We start from the raw sequence: 18,384 nt of genomic DNA, 5'->3' as shown, positions 1-18,384 counted from the left end.
TTTTGACGGAGGCTAAAGGCATATTTGTTCAGGTTTATATAATTTAATAACGTGCATTTCTTTAATTCTTTATAATTATGAATAAAAGATGCAGGCAGGTGCTGTTTTCCATAAATAAATATTGTTTTTTTATTCCAATATTTTATGTCATTGAAAAAACCGTAGGGGCGACCCTTGTGGTCGTCCTGAATATCAACAAAATGACGGTCATTATTGACATCAGGCGATGTACCGTAAAAAAGACACGGGGCACCAACGTGCAAGGGCGACGTTCAAGGGCGACCACATGGGCGACCACAAGGGTCGCCCCTACGTTATTTTTGCAATTTCTCCAGCTTCCGGATGCTCCGGTAACAGATATACAGCGGGAAAAAACCAAAAAAGCCAAAGGAGCAATCAATCATCCGCCAGTAAAAGGGGATGTGGCGGATAGGCCCTGCGATAAAGGCCAGCGGAAAAACCATTACACAGGCGATCATCCCGAACTGTAATATCCAGATATTTTTTACCGGGTTGATGAGCGGCCCAATAAATGCCGTTGCGATCACCAAATGGCCAAAGGCCAGCCAGTCGGTACCATAAGCCAGGTAAGGGTAGCTTGCGTTCGTTACCTTAACTGCATTATAAACTGTATTGATCCAGTTGCCCAGTGTCGCGGGAAATAAAGCAGAGTTGCGCGATAAAAACGCCAGTTCCGTTTCAATAGGAAAAGCAGTGATGCCGCTTAATGCCAGGCCAACGATGAACAGCACCAGCCAGATCCTGATCTTTATTTGGAGTTGTTTTTCGTCCATCAGGTTATTATCAAACAAGTTTCAAATTCTTCAAATAATCCAGATTCACCTTAGCGCTTTGCAGCGGCGTTTCGTGGTAAAAACGGCTTTGCTCCACAAAAAAATATTCCATGCCATTATCCAAAGCAGTAGAGAGCAGGTGCGGGTAATTAATAATGCCCTGTCCCAGATCACAGGCTGATTCGTCTTCGCTGCCTGCCGGTAAACGCTCCTTTAATACATCCCGCAGATGGCACAACTTAAAACGCGGGCTATATTTTTTGATATAGGTTTCCGGATCCTGCCCTTCGGTAACAGTATAGTAATAATCCATCTGGAAGTCGACAAATTCCTTATCGGTATTCGCCAGCAACACGTCTATCGGCAGTTGCCCATCAACAGGTTTGTACGGATAATCGTGCGGGTGATAGGCAAATTTCAGGCCGTTTTTCTGGCAAATAGCGCCATAGTCATTAAACTCGACGGCTATTCTTTTAAATGCTTCAATGTCCTTTTGCGGTCCTTTCCAGGGATAGATCAGGTATTTCATGCCGATATCAGCGGCCAGGGCGGCCGTCTTTTCAAACTCTTCTTCATTGCCGGCAAAATGGCTGGATATAAGGGTTAAGCCGTTATCATTCGCCAGTTTATTAAACTCCTTATTACTCATCCCCCAAAATATGCCCTTATCGCCGCCATAGCTTTCAATTTGGGTATAGCCCATTTTACCAAGTTGCGCCAAAGTGCCCGCCGGGTCTTTCGCCATATCCTCATTTACCATATAAAGCTGGATGCCGATAGCAGGAAGTTTTTTTATGGGTGATTCCGCAAATAAATTGCTTTTGAACAACGGGAGCGATAAAGCCAGCAGGCTGGTGTTTTTGATGAAAGATCTGCGCGTAGTCATTGTGATTTGTTCAATATATTAAGGCTGAAGCCGTTTTGACTTTTTCTTTTACCGTGTTGGCAACGGATTAAAAATACATACTTTTCATCATTGGAGGGCCATTTATAAGGCGGATAAATAAAAAAGGATTAGAAACTCCCCTCTTGAGAGGGGGGTGCGCCGGAAAGTGTAGTGGCGGGGGTGTGTTTGCCAGCATGCGGCTTAACACACCTCTTCACCCCTCTCAAGAGTGGAATCGCACAGGCCCGGCTCTAAAATCCATTTCCTTCCATTATTTTTTTATCGCTGGCTCGCTAAATATTCCCTTTTTTCATTTCCTCCACCGCATGATGCGCGGCCCTTGCCGCAAAGGCCATGTACAAAATTGATGGACTTTGGTTACCGGTACTGGTCATACAGGCCCCGTCGGTTACAAAAACATTATTGCACAGGTGCATCTGGTTCCATTTATTGAGTAAGGATGTTTTAGGATCGTTCCCCATACGGCAGCCACCCATTTCGTGGATATCCAAACCCGGCGCCTGGTGGGTGTCCTTTTTAGTGATGTTTTTTACCCCCGCTACCTCCAGCATTTCGGCGCTTTGTGTTAAAAAGTCGGCAACCATTTTATCATCGTTATCATCATAACCAATGGAAGTAATGAGTTGCGGGATACCCCAGGGGTCTACCTGATCGGTGCTCAGGCGCACATGGTTGCTTTCTTTGGGGATGGTTTCACCCTGCATAAACATCCCGGCATACCATGGTCCGGGTTCGGTGATGGCGTCTTTATAATTGCCACCAATACCGTCAGCCCCTTCTTTATACGCAGGCCCGCGGCCGGAAAAAACAAAGGTTAAAAAGCCTCCCAAATAATCAGTATCCTGCTTATGCAGGTTACGGTAATTGGCAATGATAGGATTGGTAGGATTACGTCCGAAATAATACCTGTCTTCAAACCCTTCAACCGTTCCACCAACGCTGGCCCGGTAATTCTGGAAAGCCATAAATTTACCAAGCAGGCCATTGTCATTACCCAAACCATTCGGGAAACGGTGCGATTTGGAGTTGAGTAAAATCAAATTACTATTTAAACATGCCGCGTTTAAAAATATCACCCGGGCATAGTAAGTAACTTCCTGTTTGGTAATGGCATCGATTATTTTAACACCTGTTACTTTCCCTTTTTGCTCATCATAAATAATGGAATGCACTACTGAATGCGGCCTTACAGTTAAGTTACCTGTCTTTTTCGCCCAGGGTAACGTTGAGGAGACCGAGCTGAAATAGCCTCCAAAGGGGCAGCCACGATAACAAAGGTCGCGGGCATAGCACTTGTCGCGGCCTTGTTGTTTGTGGACCTCCTGCGGGCTGGTGAGCTGTGCCCAGCGGGTACGCACCATAAACCTGTCTTTATAACGGGCACTAATTTTACGCTGAATTTCCTGTTCAACACAGCTCATTTCAAATGGCGGCAAGTATTCTCCATCCGGCAGCGCTTCCAGGCCGTCCTTGCCACCGCAAATACCCGCGAACTTTTCCACATGCGAATACCATGGCGCAATATCTTCATACCGAATGGGCCAGTCGATCGCATAACCATACCGTTGAGGTGCCGAAAACTCAAAGTTGCTCCAGCGCTGGCAGGCCCGGCCCCAGGTGATGGATTTCCCGCCTACCTGGTAGCCCCGGATCCAATCAAATGGTTTTTCCTGGATATAGGGATGTTCCTTATCCTTCACAAAAAAATGCTGTGTCGCCTCGTCAAAAGCGTAGCACTTGCCCACTACCGGGTTTTCTTCAAGGATCTTAGCGGGTTCCTGCAAACGGTGCTCAAAATCCCAGGGATCTTTCATCGCTGTAGGATAATCCTTGATATGTTCCACATTCCGGCCGCGTTCAAGCACCAGGGTTTTTACCCCGAGGTCGCATAATTCCTTGGCTGCCCATCCGCCGCTGATACCTGAGCCAATAACGATGGCATCGTATGTAGTTGTTTCCATAATTGCGTTTTGCCTCACCTAAATCCTCTCCAAAGGAGAGGACTTCAACTTCGCACTTTTTTAGGCCCACTGGTTTTTAAGCCCTCTCCTTTGGAGATGGTTGGGTGAGGCCCTTCTAATTCAAAAATATCTCATCCAAAAATACCCATCCCGGCTGCTTTTTAACAGGGTCCCAAACTGGCAGGTTTTGTATCGGTTTGGCTATAATTTTTAAGCAAGATAATTTCCCGGATGCTGCCAATTTACAATCCATTCCCTTCAGTGTAAACGGATCATTTTTCTCAGGTACCGGCGGTTTTACTGTGCTCAGCAATTTCAAGTGAGCTGCATCCGCTCCGCCCCAAACTTCAATCCCGATGGGCAAAAATATTTGGCTGCCCATATTGCGCATGCAGTTCAGCGTAACGGTGTGCAGGTCGACAGGTTGCTTAAATTGCAAATAAACCACCAGGTCCTTTTGCGAGCCGATCCATTTACCATTGCCAAAGTTGTTGCCTCCAAGGTCTTTATCAATCAACGTTTTTGCACCATCGCCGCTGTATTTTTCATTCGGACCGGCTATAAAACTGATGCTATCAGGCGTATAGGTGCTTTTATAAAAGTTTACCTGTAAAACGTCGCTTCCATACCAGCCCGGCTTATAAGCTTTTGCTTTGATGTTTGTATTTTGGGCAATGATTACTCCCGGTTTATACAGCATTGATTTCACACTGTCAGGGTCGGTACCATCCGTCGTATACCGGATCTCAACTCCCTTTATCGGGTGCACCAGTTCAAGCCCTACCGGTTTGGTGATCACAAAAGCAGTGTTTTTAACCTGCGGATCATTGAGCTTGATCGGTTTGCCATCGTCCTTAAACCCTTTTATAAAATCGATTTTGGGATTACTTTTTTGCAGACCGGCAATTTCATTTTCAGGCAGGCCCGTATCCCACAGGGCTACTTTGGTCAGGCTTTTCAGTTCAGAGATCGCTTTGATACCTTGCAGATCTAATTTTGTACCGGCCAGCGAAAGTGTCCTCAGGTATTTGAGGGATGATAATACTTTAAAGTTGGCGCCCGTTACATCTGTAAAGTTGAGGTTTAATATCCGCAAATTTACAAACCCGGCAATCGTTTTCAATTCAGCATCTTTTACCGGCATTTTGTTCAGGTCAAGTGATACCACCTGCTTTTTGATGCCGCTCAAATCTTCCAGCATTTTGGGCTGATAGGTTTTTTTATTGTAGATATTAACGCCAAGTCCCGGTGAATTTTGCGCCCATGGATAGATTACCCGATAATTATTGTTGAGCTGTTTGATGACTTTGTCATCCGCTGCCGCGAAATCAAATTGCTCTTCTGTTTCTTCCACCGGTTTTAAATAGTTTGCAGCAATCACTCTTAACGAATCGCTGGCCGGTAAATCGATCACCTTCCTTTTAAAATCAGCGTTTTCCTTTATCCACAGGTACAGCAAATTCATTTCGTCCGCTGTTAACTGGGGTTTGCCCGACGGGGGCATATGCTTTTTTTCGCCATCGGGCATGTGGATGCGTTGCAGCAACAAACTCAATTGCGGCTGGCCGGCAACAAACAGTTTGCCATCTTTACCACCTTTCAGCAACGCTTTTTCATCCGTCAGCCTCAGGCCACCTTTTGTTTTATCCGGGTTATGGCAGCTATTACATTTGTTTTCAAATATGGGTTCTACCACATCCTGAAAGACAAGCGCTTTATCAATCGGTACCAGTTTCTTTTCCGGATGCCAAACCGGCGCCAAAATAAAATTCTCGCCGTGAGTTATATCCGCCCCGTAGTGCCCGGCAATAACAAGGCAAAGCACCACAGCTACCGCACCCGACCTGGCAATTTTTTGGTTATACCAGCCGGTACTCCTGCACCAGTAAATTAAAGTCGAAACAAAAACAACTATTACCCCAAACCATTTATGCCATTGTACGGTGTCGCCGTCATAGCCCTGCTCCTTTGATAAAAACAGGCCCATAATTGCTGTCACGCCTGCAAACAAAGCGCCGGTAAGCCATAAATAGGAGGTAAAATCCTGGTATAATTTTTCCGTACTGAATCTTTCTTTAAACCTGAAAAACTCCAGCACCATCGCCATAATTAATACCACTATTGGGAAATGGATGATAAGCGGGTGCATCCTGCCCATCGGCTGCAGCCATTGCGGGATAACAATGCCCCCGCCAAATAACAGGAAAAAGATGATAAATATATTGAGGGCAAATAACAGGTTCTCCGCGAAACCCTGGTAACGTGTTTTTATCATCTTTTAATATAACTAATCAATAGCAGGTTTTTAACGCAGAGATACAGAGGAGGCGCAAAGATCACTGAATTTTAATTGCTGATTTATAAAATGTTTTAGTTCAGCTATCATGTAAACGCGCCCTATTTTCTCTCTGTGCACTTTGTGTCTTCTTTGTGGCCTCTGTGGTAAAAAATCTCCGTAAATTAAACCCTCGTAAATTTATAAGGATACCCCTTTCCCGATGCCCACTGCGCCACGTACAAATTCTCATCGTCATCCACACAAACATCATGCGGGTTTAAAAATATCTTGTCAGCCTGTGCCATTGGCTGCAATACGCCATCCTTATAAACCGGTTCGGTACCGCCTAAATTGGATACAACCTTATTGTTTTTATCCAAAATAGTAGTAAAACCCGAATTTTCATGGTTCAAATCCGGCGAACGCAATACCGCAGCGTATAAATGATCGCCTTTTATTACCGGTCGGCAAACGCAAGCCCCCGGTAGTTTGATGATCTCTATCAGTTTACCATCCAGGCTGAACCGTTTAAAGCAATTACGCGTACGGTCGGTAATTAAAAGGGTTGGCGTTGCCTGCCTGCGGTCAATCAGGATCCCATGCGCGTTATCAAAATGTTCGTCGCCATCTCCGCGGCCGCCCCAAAAATTAATCAGCTTGCCGTTTTTATCATAATGCATGGTATACTGCGCACCGTAGCCGTCTGCAATAAAAATATCGCCATTGGTATCAACAGTGGTTTCCGTTGGGATAAACTCTTCCGCTTTTTTATACACCCCGGTTTCCAGCGGCACATCAATCGTCATTAAAATGCGGCCATCCATGGTGGTTTTATAAACCTGGTGTTTCACGGTATCGGTTATGAAAAGGAACTCCGTGCCGTTCTCATTCACCAGAGTCAAGCCGTGTGCGCCAGGGAATTCATGCCCCCAGGTATCCAGCAGCTTGCCTGATTTATTAAAGATCAGCACATTGTTCTTCGTCTCGTTAGTTAACAGCAAAATTCTGCCTTTCGAATCCTGCACCATCTCGTGGCAATCATTCACCGGGTTTTTCATCGGGTCGGCCTTTGCCCAGGCAGTATCCATGCGGTAACGCATATTGCCATGACCATAGACAGGTCCATCGTTTTTTGCCAGCAAATCCTTTGTAATAAAAAATGCCGCCGAAAAAGCCGCTGTTTGTTTGATGAATTTTCTTCTTTCCATAATTTTAAGATTACACCGATTATTTTTTTGATTGCACCGATGGATTATTTTGATTGCCGATGTTAAATCGGTGTAATCAGAAATCAATCGGTGAAATCCCTTAAACTAATATTCCCTTCACCACGTTGCCCGCTACATCTGTTAAACGGTACCTGCGGCCCTGGCTTTTGAAGGTTAATTTTTTATGGTCGATACCCAACTGGTTCAATATAGTTGCATGAAAATCATGCACATGCACCGGATCCTTAATAATATTATACCCAAACTCATCAGATTCGCCATAAACCAAACCCGGCTTAATACCACCGCCTGCCATCCAGATGCTGAAACAGCGCGGGTGATGGTCTCGGCCGTAGTTGGCTTTTTCCAGTTTGCCCTGGCTGTAATTGGTCCGGCCAAATTCGCCGCCCCAAATCACTAAAGTTTCGTCAAGCAGGCCGCGTTGTTTAAGGTCTGTTACCAATGCTGCCGAGGCCTGGTCAACATCTTTAGCCTGGCCGGCCATTTCCTGCGGCAGGTTGCTATGCTGGTCCCATCCCTGGTGATACAATTGCACAAAGCGTACACCGTTCTCCGAAAGTTTGCGTGCCAGCAAACAATTTGCTGCATAGGTCCCCGGCACCAAACAATCCGGCCCATACATTTTCACAATATCATCCGGCTCTTTGGATACATCCATAATCTCAGGCACTGCCGATTGCATGCGGTAGGCCATTTCGTATTGCTGTATTTTGGTGCTGATCTCCGGATCACCAAATTGTTTGTAGGATATATCGTTTAATTCCGCCAGTTTATCCAGCATTTTGCGGCGGTCGCGGCGGTCAATCCCATCCTGGTCGTTCAGGTATAAAACCGGGTTTTCGCCGCTGCTAAACTGTACCCCCTGGTGTATGGAGTCCAAAAAGCCATTGCTCCACAATTTTGAGTAAACGCCCTGGCCATTCCCCTTACCTTTTGACAGCAAGACTGTAAAAGCAGGCAGATTTTGATTCTCGCTACCCAGGCCATAGCTCACCCATGAGCCCATGCTCGGGCGGTTACCCTGCTGTGCCCCCGTTTGAAAAAATGTTAAGGCGGGGTCATGGTTGATCGCTTCGGTGTACATCGACCTGATGATACAAATATCATCCGCTATTTTACCGATATGCGGAAACAGGTCACTCACCCAGGCCTTTGATTCGCCGTATTGTTTAAAATCATAAAACGAGCCTATCAGCGGGAATGATTTCTGCTGGGCAGTCATACCAGTTAATATCTGGTTACCGCGCACAGATGGCGGCAGTTCCTGCCCCATCATTTCCCTTAGTTTGGGTTTATAATCAAAGGACTCCAGCTGTGAGGGCGCACCATCCTGGAAAAGATAGATCACCCGTTTAGCTTTAGGCGCAAAATTGGGAATGCCAGGTACAAAATCGGCTTCACTGTCTGACCCTATTCCGCTGAAAAGGTCAGGGATCAGCAATGAACCAAGCGCCATGCTGCCCAGGCCTAAACTCAATCTTGATAAAAAACGCCGCCTGTTAACATTAAGGCGATGCTCTAAAAAATCTTTTTCCATAGATCAGGTTTTTGTGATCGCTTCTTCTAAATTATAAATAGCATCCACCACTTTCATCATCGCCGCCAGGTTAACTTTATTTACATTTTCCGGCGAGGGATATTCGCCCACGTTAAGCACTTTCCCGGCCGTTAGCAAATCCATTGCTTTGAGTTCTTCATTATAATAACTATCCAGTATTGCCTGTTCTTTTTCGTTGGGTTTGCGGCATATGATCAAGCGAAACGCTTTGTAAATTTTTTCCTTTGAGCTGCTTTTATCCTGCACCAATTTGGTGGCCAACACCCTCGCCGCCTCAAGTACGGTGGGGTCGTTTTCCATCAACAGCGCTTGAAGCGGCGTATTCGTCCTTAACCGCTTCACTTCACACTGATCGCGGTTGCTGGCGTCAAAAATGGCCATCTCTACCGGCGGTACGGTGCGCTTGATCAGTGTGTACATTCCCCTGCGGTACAGATTATAACCATGTACCTGCCTGTAATTAGCCAATATCCCACGGCCTGAAGTCGCGTTTTCCCATAAGCCAGCCGGCTGGTAAGGATTTACACTTTGGCCGCCTATCGTTTTGTTCAGGGTCCCGCTGCTGGCTAATACCATATCCCTTACAAATTCGGCCGGCAGCCTTGAACGCGGGCCACGTGCCAGGTACGTATTGTCAGGATCGACTTTTAATTTGTCGGGGCTTACTACTGCCGATTGCCGGTAAGTTGCTGACATCACCAGTTGTTTTACCAACCTTTTGATATCCCAGCCATGGTCCATAAAATCAACCGAAAGCCAGTCCAATAATTCCGGGTGCGAAGGCAAATCGCCCTGCATCCCAAAATCCCCTGAACTTTTTACGATCCCTTTGCCAAAAAATTCCTGCCAGGTTTGGTTCACAAAAGCACGGGCGGCAAGCGGGTTTCTCCTGCTGAATAACCATTCCGCCAAACCCAGCCTGTTTTTAGGGAGGCCGCTATCAAAAGGTAATATAGCTTTTGGCGTACCGGGCTGCACTTCATCACCATGGGTGTCATAGTTGCCCCGTTTTAGCACATAAGTTTTGCGATAAACCTCGCTGTCGCCCATAACGGAAACAATAAGTTTCCCGGTATCCTGTTTATTTACAAATTTGAGTATGCCTTTTACATCATCATTGGTTACCTGCATCATCGGCCTTTTTGCATAAGTCTCAGGCCCGCCAACAGTACTCTGTATGCCTGGTTCTTTTACCTGGTTAAAAAAAGCAAACAGCTGATAATATTCCTTTTGTGAAAATGGGTCGTACTTATGGTCGTGGCAATGCGCGCATTCAATGGTAACCCCCAGCAGCGCTTTGCCAAAGGTGTTGGTACGGTCGGTCACATAGGCTACGCGGTATTCCTCATTGATCACACCACCCTCTTCCGTAATCTTATGATTGCGGTTAAAGCCTGTTGCCAGTAATTGTTCTTTGGTGGCATTGGGCATCAGGTCGCCGGCCAACTGCCAGCTTACAAATTTATCGTAAGACAAATTCTCATTAAACGCATGGATCACCCAATCCCTCCAGGGCCATTGCGTGCGGTAATTATCATCCTGGTAACCATGCGAGTCGGCGTATCGCGCCACGTCCAGCCAATGCAGGGTCATTTTTTCGCCGTAAGCCGGACTTTTCATCAGTTCGTCGACCACTTTCTCGTAAGCATTGCTGCTTTTATCCGCCAAAAACCTATCCATCATATCCAGTGAAGGCGGCAGACCTGTAAGATCGAAACTCGCACGTTTTAAAAGGCGTTCTTTATCCGCTTCCGGATTAGGTTTCAAACCATATTGCTCCTGTTTATGAAGAATGAAATTATCTATCGGATTTTTCGGCCAGGCTTTATCCTTAACTTCAGGCAGGGGGGCTACTTTGGGAGGTACAAATGCCCAATGCTTTTCAAATTTGGCGCCCTGTTTTATCCATTTTTTTACCAGGTCAACCTCGTGTGGCGTTAACCGCTTTAGGTTTGAGTTCGCCGGCGGCATCATTTCGGTAGTATCGTTGGTGGATACCCTTCTGAACAGTTCGGACATTGCCGGGCTGCCCGGTACCAGTACATGCGCATTGGGATCATCCTTTAATGCTTTAAAGGCGCTTTCGGGCATGTCAAGCCTTAAACCGGCCTGGCGTTTGCTGGCATCCGGCCCATGGCATTTATAGCACTTATCTGAAAGAATAGGCCGGATGTTAAAATTGTAGCTTACCACATCCGGCATCTGCTCATCAATATTTGAGGGATGATTGCAGGCCCAGAGCATACACAAAATGCTTCCAGCACACAAAATCAACAACAGGTATAAATGCCGTCGCATAATTTAGTTTAATAATGAGGTATTACCGGTTTATAACAAAAAATAAATTTATAAAATAAAATGTGAATTCAACATTCCTAAGAAAGATATTACAAAAACATTTTTAAATTTGAATTGAAACCTTAACCAAAATTCAATGAAAAATGACGACCTGCCCGACAAACCACTAAGCGATGATCCTGAAGAAAATCTGCGAATGGAAAATGAATTGCTGCGCCTAAAACTAAAAGCCGAACTGGGCGCAGACTCTCATCATATCTCCAATATCGACCCGGGGATTGAAAACGAATTCCTGAAAAACGTATTAGCCTTTGAGCAGAATTTCGCCAATGCAAAAGCAGCAAAAGTATACGACCTGGTTGGTAAACCTGCCTTTATAAAAGCGGTTGACTTGACAGATGAGCAGGTAGAAGCGGCGTTGGAGGAAATCTCTGATCTGCTGTCCGAAAATAACATTGAAATATATTTTGGCGACAATGATGAGTATGATAACCGTACCAAATACCAGTTTATTACCGAAGAACTATTTGATCACGAAACCACCTTTATGCCAATGCCGGGCATGACGACCTGTTTTGATTATGAAGAATTTCATCCCAATCACAAAAAGGATATCGAAAACAGGGCGATGGGATTTTTGTCTGAATGGTTTAAAAAAAGCCTCAATGAAAAAAGCTGGGAGCTGGCAAATGAATTTATTTTGCCCGACCGGCAAATATTAAGCAAAGCCGACGTTGCAGCACAATTAACCCGCATTTTTGATTCCTTTACAGCTTTCAAAAACGAGAAATATAAATTCTTTGACGTCGGCTTTCAATTGACTGATGGCACCGGCATAGGGCATGCAGAAGGCGGCGTGCGTTACGATGCAATTTTAGAGAACGGCGAAATTGTAAAATTTGGCGGCCCCTTTAAGTTATATATGACCTATGAGGGCGGTTGGTGGTGCATCTTTCATATAGTTTTTCCGGGGTTCGAGTATTTTTGATGCAGCCCGGCGATTTCATATATTTGATACAGGCTTTCGATTGTGTCATCGAACCGCTTTAAAACCTCCTTCCTATGAAACGCTTTTTCCTTGCATGGATATTCTTTTTTGCAATAACGGGTTTACTTTCCGCAAAACCGGGGGCCTTTATCACCAATCCGCCTGCAAAAGCCTTACCGCGAATTGCTATAGCAGGGCTGGGTATAGAATCGAGTACCTTTTCGCCTGCGCTTACAGAGGAAGCCGCCTTCCACGCAAAATATAGGGCCGACGTTTTCTCTAATTACCCGTTTTTGAGCGTTGATTCATCACTTCGCCGTCGTGCTGAATGGTTCCCGGCATTGGTGGGCCATGCGTTGCCGGGTGGAGCAGTTACCCGCGAAGCCTATGAATCGCTGGTAAACCAGACCCTTGATCTGTTAAAAAAGAATGCCCCCTATGACGGTCTGTTTTTTGATATCCATGGCGCAATGAGCGTAGTCGGGCTCGATGACCCGGAGGGCGATTTTATCGAAAGGATCAGGGTGGTGATTGGCAAAAAAACGATCATTTCAACATCAATGGATCTGCACGGTAATGTCTCCTGGCGTTTGGCCGAAAATACCGACCTGATTACCTGCTACCGTTTAGCGCCGCACGAAGATGCGATGCAAACTAAACAAAGGGCTGTGGAAAATTTAATCGAAAGAATTGTAAGCGGCAAAGGAAAACCTGCTTTCAAAGCCTATATCCCGATCCCGGTTTTGCTGCCCGGCGAAAAAACAAGCACCCGTATTGAACCCGCAAAAAGTGTATACGCCGCTGTGGCGCCTGCATCAGTACAGCCCGGCATTATTGATGCTGCCATTTGGGTAGGATATGCCTGGGCCGATGAACCTCGTAACCATGCAGTAGTAATGGTAACCGGCGATGACAAAAAAACAGTAACCCAAACTGCCGAAAAGCTGGCGCAAACCTTCTGGAATGCCCGTGATGGCTTCGCATTTGTAGCGCCCACAGGTACCTTATCCGAAGCAATTGACCAGGCTCTGGCCAGCGATAAACACCCTTTTTATATCAGCGACTCCGGCGATAACCCAACCGCCGGCGGCGCTGGTGATGTCACCTGGACCTTAAAAGAAATTCTGGCCAGGCCAGAATTTAAACCAGACAACAGCCCTTCGCTCATTTACGCGTCAATACCCGGGCCTGAATTGGTAAAAAATGCAATTGCCGCAGGTGTGGGCAAGCATGTGGAAGGTTACATCGGCGCGAAGGTAGATGCCCGCTACGCACCGCCCCTTTTTATTTCAGGAATAGTAGAATCAATAGTAAAAGGTGATATTGATGCTGAGGTTGAAGTGTCTGTAAAAGTTGGCAGTGTGCACATCATCGTCACCCAAAAAAGAAAACCCTACCATCATGAAGCGGATTTCACCCGGCTGGGCCTCAATCCACGTAAAGCGGATATCGTGGTGGTAAAAATCGGTTACCTGGAACCTGAATTATACGCAATGCGGGCCGGCTGGATCCTGGCGCTCACCCCCGGTGGCGTGGACCAAAATTTAGAACGGTTACCCTACAAGCGGATTCAGCGCCCCATGTTCCCCTTCGATAAGAAAATGGCCAACCCGGATCTATCTGCAAAGCTGGTACCATCTTCGGATGCGTTGTAATGCTGTTGACCGGTAATAATGCAGAGTTTGAAATAAGAAAGCCGGCAAATTTAACTTACCGGCTTTTTTAAGCTATGGGCTAATAAGCCCGGATCTTGTAAAAATCATCTTAATTACGGATTGATCATCCTGATAAGGCTGTTGCCTGTATCAGCTACAAATACCCTTCCATACTGGTCAACAGCAACACCCTGCGGGCTGTTAAAAGTGGCAGCAGTTAATGCACCGTTTCCGGAGCCCTGGGCTCCGGAACCTGCGTAAGTACTTACTACGCCCGCCGGAGTAATTTTGCGGATCAGGTTATTATTTGAATCCCCAACAAATAAATTCCCGCTGGCATCAACGGCTATACCTGCAGGCCCGTCAAACGAGGCCGACGTGCCGGTACCGTTTGCTGCGCCGGCTGTACCGCTGCCCGCGATAGTGCTTACGGTACCGTCAGGCAAAATTTTACGGATCAGGTTATTCCCTTTATCTGCAACATACACATTACCGCCTGCGTCAACCGCCAATGCCTGGGGTTGATTAAATGTAGCGGCAGTACCTGCGCCATTGTTGGAGCCCCTGACACCCGTGCCTGCTAAAATAGTTTTTACGCCTTTTGATGTTATTTTAAAGATGACGCTCAGGCCGCTACTGGCCACGTAAATATTGCCGCTGGGATCAGCGGCAGTGGCCACCGGCGAGCTTAAACCAGTGGCAAAAGTAGTTGCCACGCCGGATGTATTTATTTCGCGAACAGCGCCATTAGACTGATCTGCTACAAAAACATTGCCGCTTGCATCAGCACAAACACCTGCCGGAAAATTAAAACTAAGAGAGTCTTTACCATTAGAAAATCCCGGAGAAGTAGTATGATTCAATGAGTTTACAACTCCCTGGGGCGAAATAACGCGTACCAGATTATTTTGTTTATCGGCAACAAATATAAACCCATCGATGCTTATCCCTATCCCCGTAGGGAAGTTGAATTCAGCCTGTGCTTTTGTACCGTCAGACGCACCGGCCGTGCCGCTGCCCGCAAATGTGGTGACCGTAGGCGTGTTAACAATCGGACCAATGGGTTGTGTAGCAGTATCGCTTTTTTTACTGCAAGCCGAAATGAAAAATGCGGACGTTAAAAACAAAATAAAAGGTCTTTTCATATTTAAATATTAATTTAATAAAGGTAATTCTTTTGTGTTTAACGCTTTTAACGTTTTAAACAAAAGCATTTTATATAATTTGGTTTATTGGATTACGTGGCCGGCTATCAAAACGCGACAGTTTTTAGCAATTTAAAAACGCCTGCAAATAAATAATATTTTCAGGCGTTACCGAAATTATTGTTGGTCTTCTTTTTAAAGGGTTGTTTCAATTTAAATGTGACCGGGCGCGAACCTAAATCCGGGTGTATAAAAAAGCCTTCAGCAAAAAGCTGAAGGCCTGAATTTTTTAATTTATTAGGGCAGGTTTAACTGACCTTAGTATTTCCTTTCATTAAAAGTTTAACGTCAGCTTGGTAAATATCCGCATACCGTTGAAACCCATTTGAACAGCTTCAAACGGTCCGCCCGATTCGCTGTCGCCAAATGAACTGCCCGTAAGCGGGTTAACAGAGCCTTTGATCACGTTGGTATCCGGGTGTACATTAAATAAGTTATCTACACCCACCGTCCATAACACGGTTTTGTTAAGTTTTAACGATGCATATAAATCCGTCGTAATTTTCGGCGAAAAATCGAAAATTTCCGGTACCGGTGCGCCGGTTGCATCCAATGCTACGTAAGGGAAGAACGGATCAGGCGCATTTGCAGGGGCGCTGGTTTCGCCAAACCCAACTCTTTTACATCGCCATAATAAGTAAACCGGGTGCCGAATGAAAGCTTTTTAACGCCGTATTCAAGGTTGAGGGTAAATTTGGCTTTTGGCGCGCTTGCTTTCAGGAAATATTGCTCCCTGTCTGAAAAGAAAGTAGCACTGTCATAAGCAGAACCCTTAAAGGTTGATGGAATATTGATCTTGTCAATCGTAAGTCCCTGAATATTACCGGCTAATAATGCGCTGAAGTGGCTGCTTTCCCAGCGCTTTTTGTAATCGATCACAAAATCAATCCCTTTGTTGGTGGTGTTAACCGCATTAGCAAAAAATTGTGCATCACCAATCCCCTGGGATGCTAATATGTTATTCAGTTGGGGACCGAGGGCCGAATCACCCTGCGCGTATAAACCGGAAATAACGATCCTGTTTTTTACCTTGATCTCATATGCATCAACAGTCACTGCCAACTCAGGGGCCGGCTGCCAGGTAAATCCTAAACTGTAGTTGGTTGAGGTTTCCTGGGTCAATTTCGGAATGCCCGCGGTCCTGGCAACATCAGAATAATTAGGAACCAGTTTAGTATACACCAGGTTACCGCCAATTACAGTAGTGTTGGTATTACTAAAGTTGAGCTGTTGAAGCGAAGGCGCACGGAAACCTGTGCTAACTGAACCACGTAAGTTAAAATTGCTGGCAACTTTATAACGGGTAGCAAATTTCTGGGTTGAAACAAAGCCGAAATCAGAATAATTCTCAAAACGTTCTGCGATATCAATTACCCACTTTTTGGTAACATCAAAGGATAATTCAGTGTAGGCAGCTTCATTTGTTCTGTCAACTACTGAGGCATCGCTTGGCTGGTAACCAGGGTAGCCCTCGGAACCTGATGCCTTGGTAGTACCATCCGGCAGCGTGGCAGAGCCCTGCAAATAAGAGTTCAACTCGCCTGCATACAGCTGATAGCGCTCGTACCTGAATTCAGTACCGAACGAAAGCTGTAATCCCTGTCCTATGCCTTTAAACCTTTTGGTGATATCACCATTAAAGGTATTTTGTAAAAAGTTAAAACCACCGTCGTCAAAGCGGGTTTGTATGGGCTGGCCCGGTACATAAGGCAATGAGGCATTAAAGGTTTTATTTCCCCAGTAATGAAAATCATTTCTACCCACGTTATTGCTGAAATCCCAATCCCAATCGCTTTCAGTAGTGCCTTTGAAACCGGCAGCAGCTGACAGATCTTTGATATAAACATCCTCCTCCGGATCATAATAAACGTTATTCGGATCATATGGTGTGCCCGGAGGCGCATCAACTTTCATGATGCCCGGAACGAAAATAAGGTCGCCATTGGCGTCTGTCGGAAATTTAGTCGGATTTTGACGCAAGCCATTGTTATAGTTCCAACTCCTGGTATAGGCATAAACATTGGAGTGTTTATAGTTATAGCCGCCAAATGAGTAAAAGGTGGTTTTTGTGCCTTTAATCGGGATCTCCAGGTTGTACATGCCGCCGCCTGATACAACCGATCCGTCGCCAAATGCACGCCGCTCTCGGGCTACCGGTTGTGCTTCCAATGTATTTGGGTTGGTTTGCCAATTGGTATCGCGTATCGCCCTGAAGGTTTTACCCTGATTTTCATAATTGGCGCCAATATTTAAAAAGCCGCCGTTTTTTCCAATTGCAAAACCATAGTCGGCACCAATAGATCCCGTTTTACCATCAAATTTACTGCCGGTATAGTACCCGTAAGGATCAACATTGTTTAGCGTGTTATATTTCTGGTCGTTATACCCGCTAAAACCGCCGGTAACATTCAGGTGGTTAATATCTTTTTTCAAAACGATGTTGATAACGCCCGCGATCGCATCCGACCCATATTGTGCCGAAGCCCCGTCGCGCAAAATTTCAACGTGATCAATTGCCGCTTCCGGAATAGCGTTTAAATCTGTCCCGCTGTTGCCACGGCCGCGGGTGCCTACCTCATTCACAAAAGCCGACAGGTGACGGCGCTTACCATTCACCAATACCAGGGTTTGGTCGAAACCAAGTCCACGTAAACTGGCAAAATCAATTGCATCCGAGCCGTCGCCGCCACTCTGTTTGTTATAGTTAAATGACGGAACAGCCTGGTTCAGCTGGCTCATAAGGTCGGGCTTAGCAGTAGTCTGGTTGGCCTGGTTTGCATAAACCACGTCCACAGGCACTGCCGACTCCATTTTAGTCCGGCCTGCTCCACGTCCACCAACAACAACAACCTCGTTTAAGGCCGATGCTTCAGAAACCAGTTCCACGTCCAATACTACATCGGCATCAATTATGGTAACTTTTTTAATTAATTTTTGATACCCGATGTAGGAGAAAGTAACCGTATAACTTCCCTTTGGGAGTTTAACGGAATATTTACCGTCAACATTGGTGATAGTGCCGCCAACGCCGGATACGCTTACTGACACACCGGTCAGGGTTGACTCCTTATCAGAAACCTTTCCTGACAATAAGCCTTGTGCTTGTACGCCCGCTACCGTTATGAGCAGCAGCAGGACAATTAATTTGAGAGTTTTAATGTAAAGTTGTTTCATTTTTCCTGGGGTTTAGCATGGAATAATTCAATTAATAGATCAGATTTTTTAGCAATAAAAACATTTAATTTTTGAGATTTCACCTAAAGGCATAGATGGCCAAGCGCCATTTAAATAGGTGGCAGCCTATTTTTCGACGTATACTATGTTTTCGGGGAAACAGCTCCGGGGGAATAAAATGGCCTGTCACAGAAAAAAAAATGTAAATATTGCACCATAGTTTTGTTGTTTAGTAAAGTGTTTTTGTTAATTAATCGGTAAAGTAGAAAATATTTTTAATATTTTATCATTTAATTAAAAAAAATACTGCTTTTGATGTGAAGATTTTAACAAAATG

General features: G+C 45.5%; 12 protein-coding genes. 2 read left to right on the top strand and 10 right to left on the bottom strand.

The features are described 5' to 3' along the window. Window positions 1–314: 314 nt before the first annotated feature. The 7 genes from QZY09_RS07015 to QZY09_RS06985 all read right to left on the bottom strand — a co-directional run bounded on the left by QZY09_RS07015 (window position 315) and on the right by QZY09_RS06985 (window position 11,025). Window positions 315–812, bottom strand: a complete 498-nt coding sequence (locus QZY09_RS07015; protein ID WP_295670155.1) for a hypothetical protein — start codon at window positions 810–812, stop codon at window positions 315–317. Then, window positions 805–1,680, bottom strand: coding sequence for a sugar phosphate isomerase/epimerase (locus QZY09_RS07010; protein ID WP_295670152.1), 876 nt, complete (start codon window positions 1,678–1,680; stop codon window positions 805–807). Before QZY09_RS07010 ends, QZY09_RS07015 begins: the two co-directional genes overlap by 8 nt. A gap of 293 nt (window positions 1,681–1,973) precedes the next feature. After that, window positions 1,974–3,662 (bottom strand): GMC family oxidoreductase, encoded by a 1,689-nt coding sequence (locus tag QZY09_RS07005; RefSeq protein WP_295670150.1) that lies wholly within the window; start codon window positions 3,660–3,662, stop codon window positions 1,974–1,976. 115 nt (window positions 3,663–3,777) lie between these two features. Continuing rightward, complete coding sequence (locus QZY09_RS07000) at window positions 3,778–5,937, bottom strand: c-type cytochrome domain-containing protein (protein ID WP_295670147.1); 2,160 nt, start codon at window positions 5,935–5,937, stop codon at window positions 3,778–3,780. A gap of 185 nt (window positions 5,938–6,122) precedes the next feature. Then, complete coding sequence (locus QZY09_RS06995) at window positions 6,123–7,148, bottom strand: 6-bladed beta-propeller (protein ID WP_295670145.1); 1,026 nt, start codon at window positions 7,146–7,148, stop codon at window positions 6,123–6,125. Window positions 7,149–7,248: 100 nt separating this feature from the next. After that, window positions 7,249–8,706, bottom strand: a complete 1,458-nt coding sequence (locus QZY09_RS06990; RefSeq protein WP_295670142.1) for a DUF1501 domain-containing protein — start codon at window positions 8,704–8,706, stop codon at window positions 7,249–7,251. A gap of 3 nt (window positions 8,707–8,709) precedes the next feature. Further along, window positions 8,710–11,025, bottom strand: coding sequence for a PSD1 and planctomycete cytochrome C domain-containing protein (locus QZY09_RS06985; RefSeq protein ID WP_295670140.1), 2,316 nt, complete (start codon window positions 11,023–11,025; stop codon window positions 8,710–8,712). Between the two features lie 136 nt (window positions 11,026–11,161). On the opposite strand from QZY09_RS06985, the gene QZY09_RS06980 reads away from it, so the two are divergent. Both QZY09_RS06980 and QZY09_RS06975 read left to right on the top strand, forming a co-directional pair. Further along, the gene (locus tag QZY09_RS06980; RefSeq protein WP_295670138.1) at window positions 11,162–12,013 is read left to right on the top strand and encodes a hypothetical protein; all 852 of its coding nucleotides are present in this window, start codon (window positions 11,162–11,164) and stop codon (window positions 12,011–12,013) included. 74 nt (window positions 12,014–12,087) lie between these two features. Further along, window positions 12,088–13,668 carry a M81 family metallopeptidase gene (locus QZY09_RS06975; RefSeq protein WP_295670135.1) on the top strand — a complete coding sequence of 527 codons (1,581 nt, stop codon included), beginning with the start codon at window positions 12,088–12,090 and terminating at the stop codon, window positions 13,666–13,668. 113 nt (window positions 13,669–13,781) lie between these two features. Here the strand turns inward: QZY09_RS06975 and QZY09_RS06970 are convergent, their stop codons facing one another. The 3 genes from QZY09_RS06970 to QZY09_RS06960 all read right to left on the bottom strand — a co-directional run bounded on the left by QZY09_RS06970 (window position 13,782) and on the right by QZY09_RS06960 (window position 18,047). Further along, window positions 13,782–14,813, bottom strand: a complete 1,032-nt coding sequence (locus tag QZY09_RS06970; RefSeq protein ID WP_295670131.1) for a hypothetical protein — start codon at window positions 14,811–14,813, stop codon at window positions 13,782–13,784. A gap of 334 nt (window positions 14,814–15,147) precedes the next feature. Beyond that, window positions 15,148–15,426, bottom strand: a complete 279-nt coding sequence (locus tag QZY09_RS06965; RefSeq protein ID WP_295670127.1) for a hypothetical protein — start codon at window positions 15,424–15,426, stop codon at window positions 15,148–15,150. Window positions 15,427–15,428: 2 nt separating this feature from the next. Then, window positions 15,429–18,047, bottom strand: coding sequence for a TonB-dependent receptor (locus tag QZY09_RS06960; RefSeq protein WP_295670124.1), 2,619 nt, complete (start codon window positions 18,045–18,047; stop codon window positions 15,429–15,431). Window positions 18,048–18,384 lie beyond the last annotated feature (337 nt).

This window comes from uncultured Mucilaginibacter sp. (assembly GCF_903913935.1).
Lineage (GTDB): Bacteria > Bacteroidota > Bacteroidia > Sphingobacteriales > Sphingobacteriaceae > Mucilaginibacter.
This window is presented reverse-complemented; position numbering and strand designations above follow the sequence as displayed.

Coding starts and splice junctions, on each gene's coding strand:
- QZY09_RS07010 (WP_295670152.1), bottom strand. CDS start 1,680: ATGACTACGCGCAGATCTTTCATCAAAAACACCAGCCTGCTGGCTTTA.
- QZY09_RS07005 (WP_295670150.1), bottom strand. CDS start 3,662: ATGGAAACAACTACATACGATGCCATCGTTATTGGCTCAGGTATCAGC.
- QZY09_RS07000 (WP_295670147.1), bottom strand. CDS start 5,937: ATGATAAAAACACGTTACCAGGGTTTCGCGGAGAACCTGTTATTTGCC.
- QZY09_RS06995 (WP_295670145.1), bottom strand. CDS start 7,148: ATGGAAAGAAGAAAATTCATCAAACAAACAGCGGCTTTTTCGGCGGCA.
- QZY09_RS06990 (WP_295670142.1), bottom strand. CDS start 8,706: ATGGAAAAAGATTTTTTAGAGCATCGCCTTAATGTTAACAGGCGGCGT.
- QZY09_RS06985 (WP_295670140.1), bottom strand. CDS start 11,025: ATGCGACGGCATTTATACCTGTTGTTGATTTTGTGTGCTGGAAGCATT.
- QZY09_RS06980 (WP_295670138.1), top strand. CDS start 11,162: ATGAAAAATGACGACCTGCCCGACAAACCACTAAGCGATGATCCTGAA.
- QZY09_RS06975 (WP_295670135.1), top strand. CDS start 12,088: ATGAAACGCTTTTTCCTTGCATGGATATTCTTTTTTGCAATAACGGGT.
- QZY09_RS06970 (WP_295670131.1), bottom strand. CDS start 14,813: ATGAAAAGACCTTTTATTTTGTTTTTAACGTCCGCATTTTTCATTTCG.
- QZY09_RS06960 (WP_295670124.1), bottom strand. CDS start 18,047: ATGAAACAACTTTACATTAAAACTCTCAAATTAATTGTCCTGCTGCTG.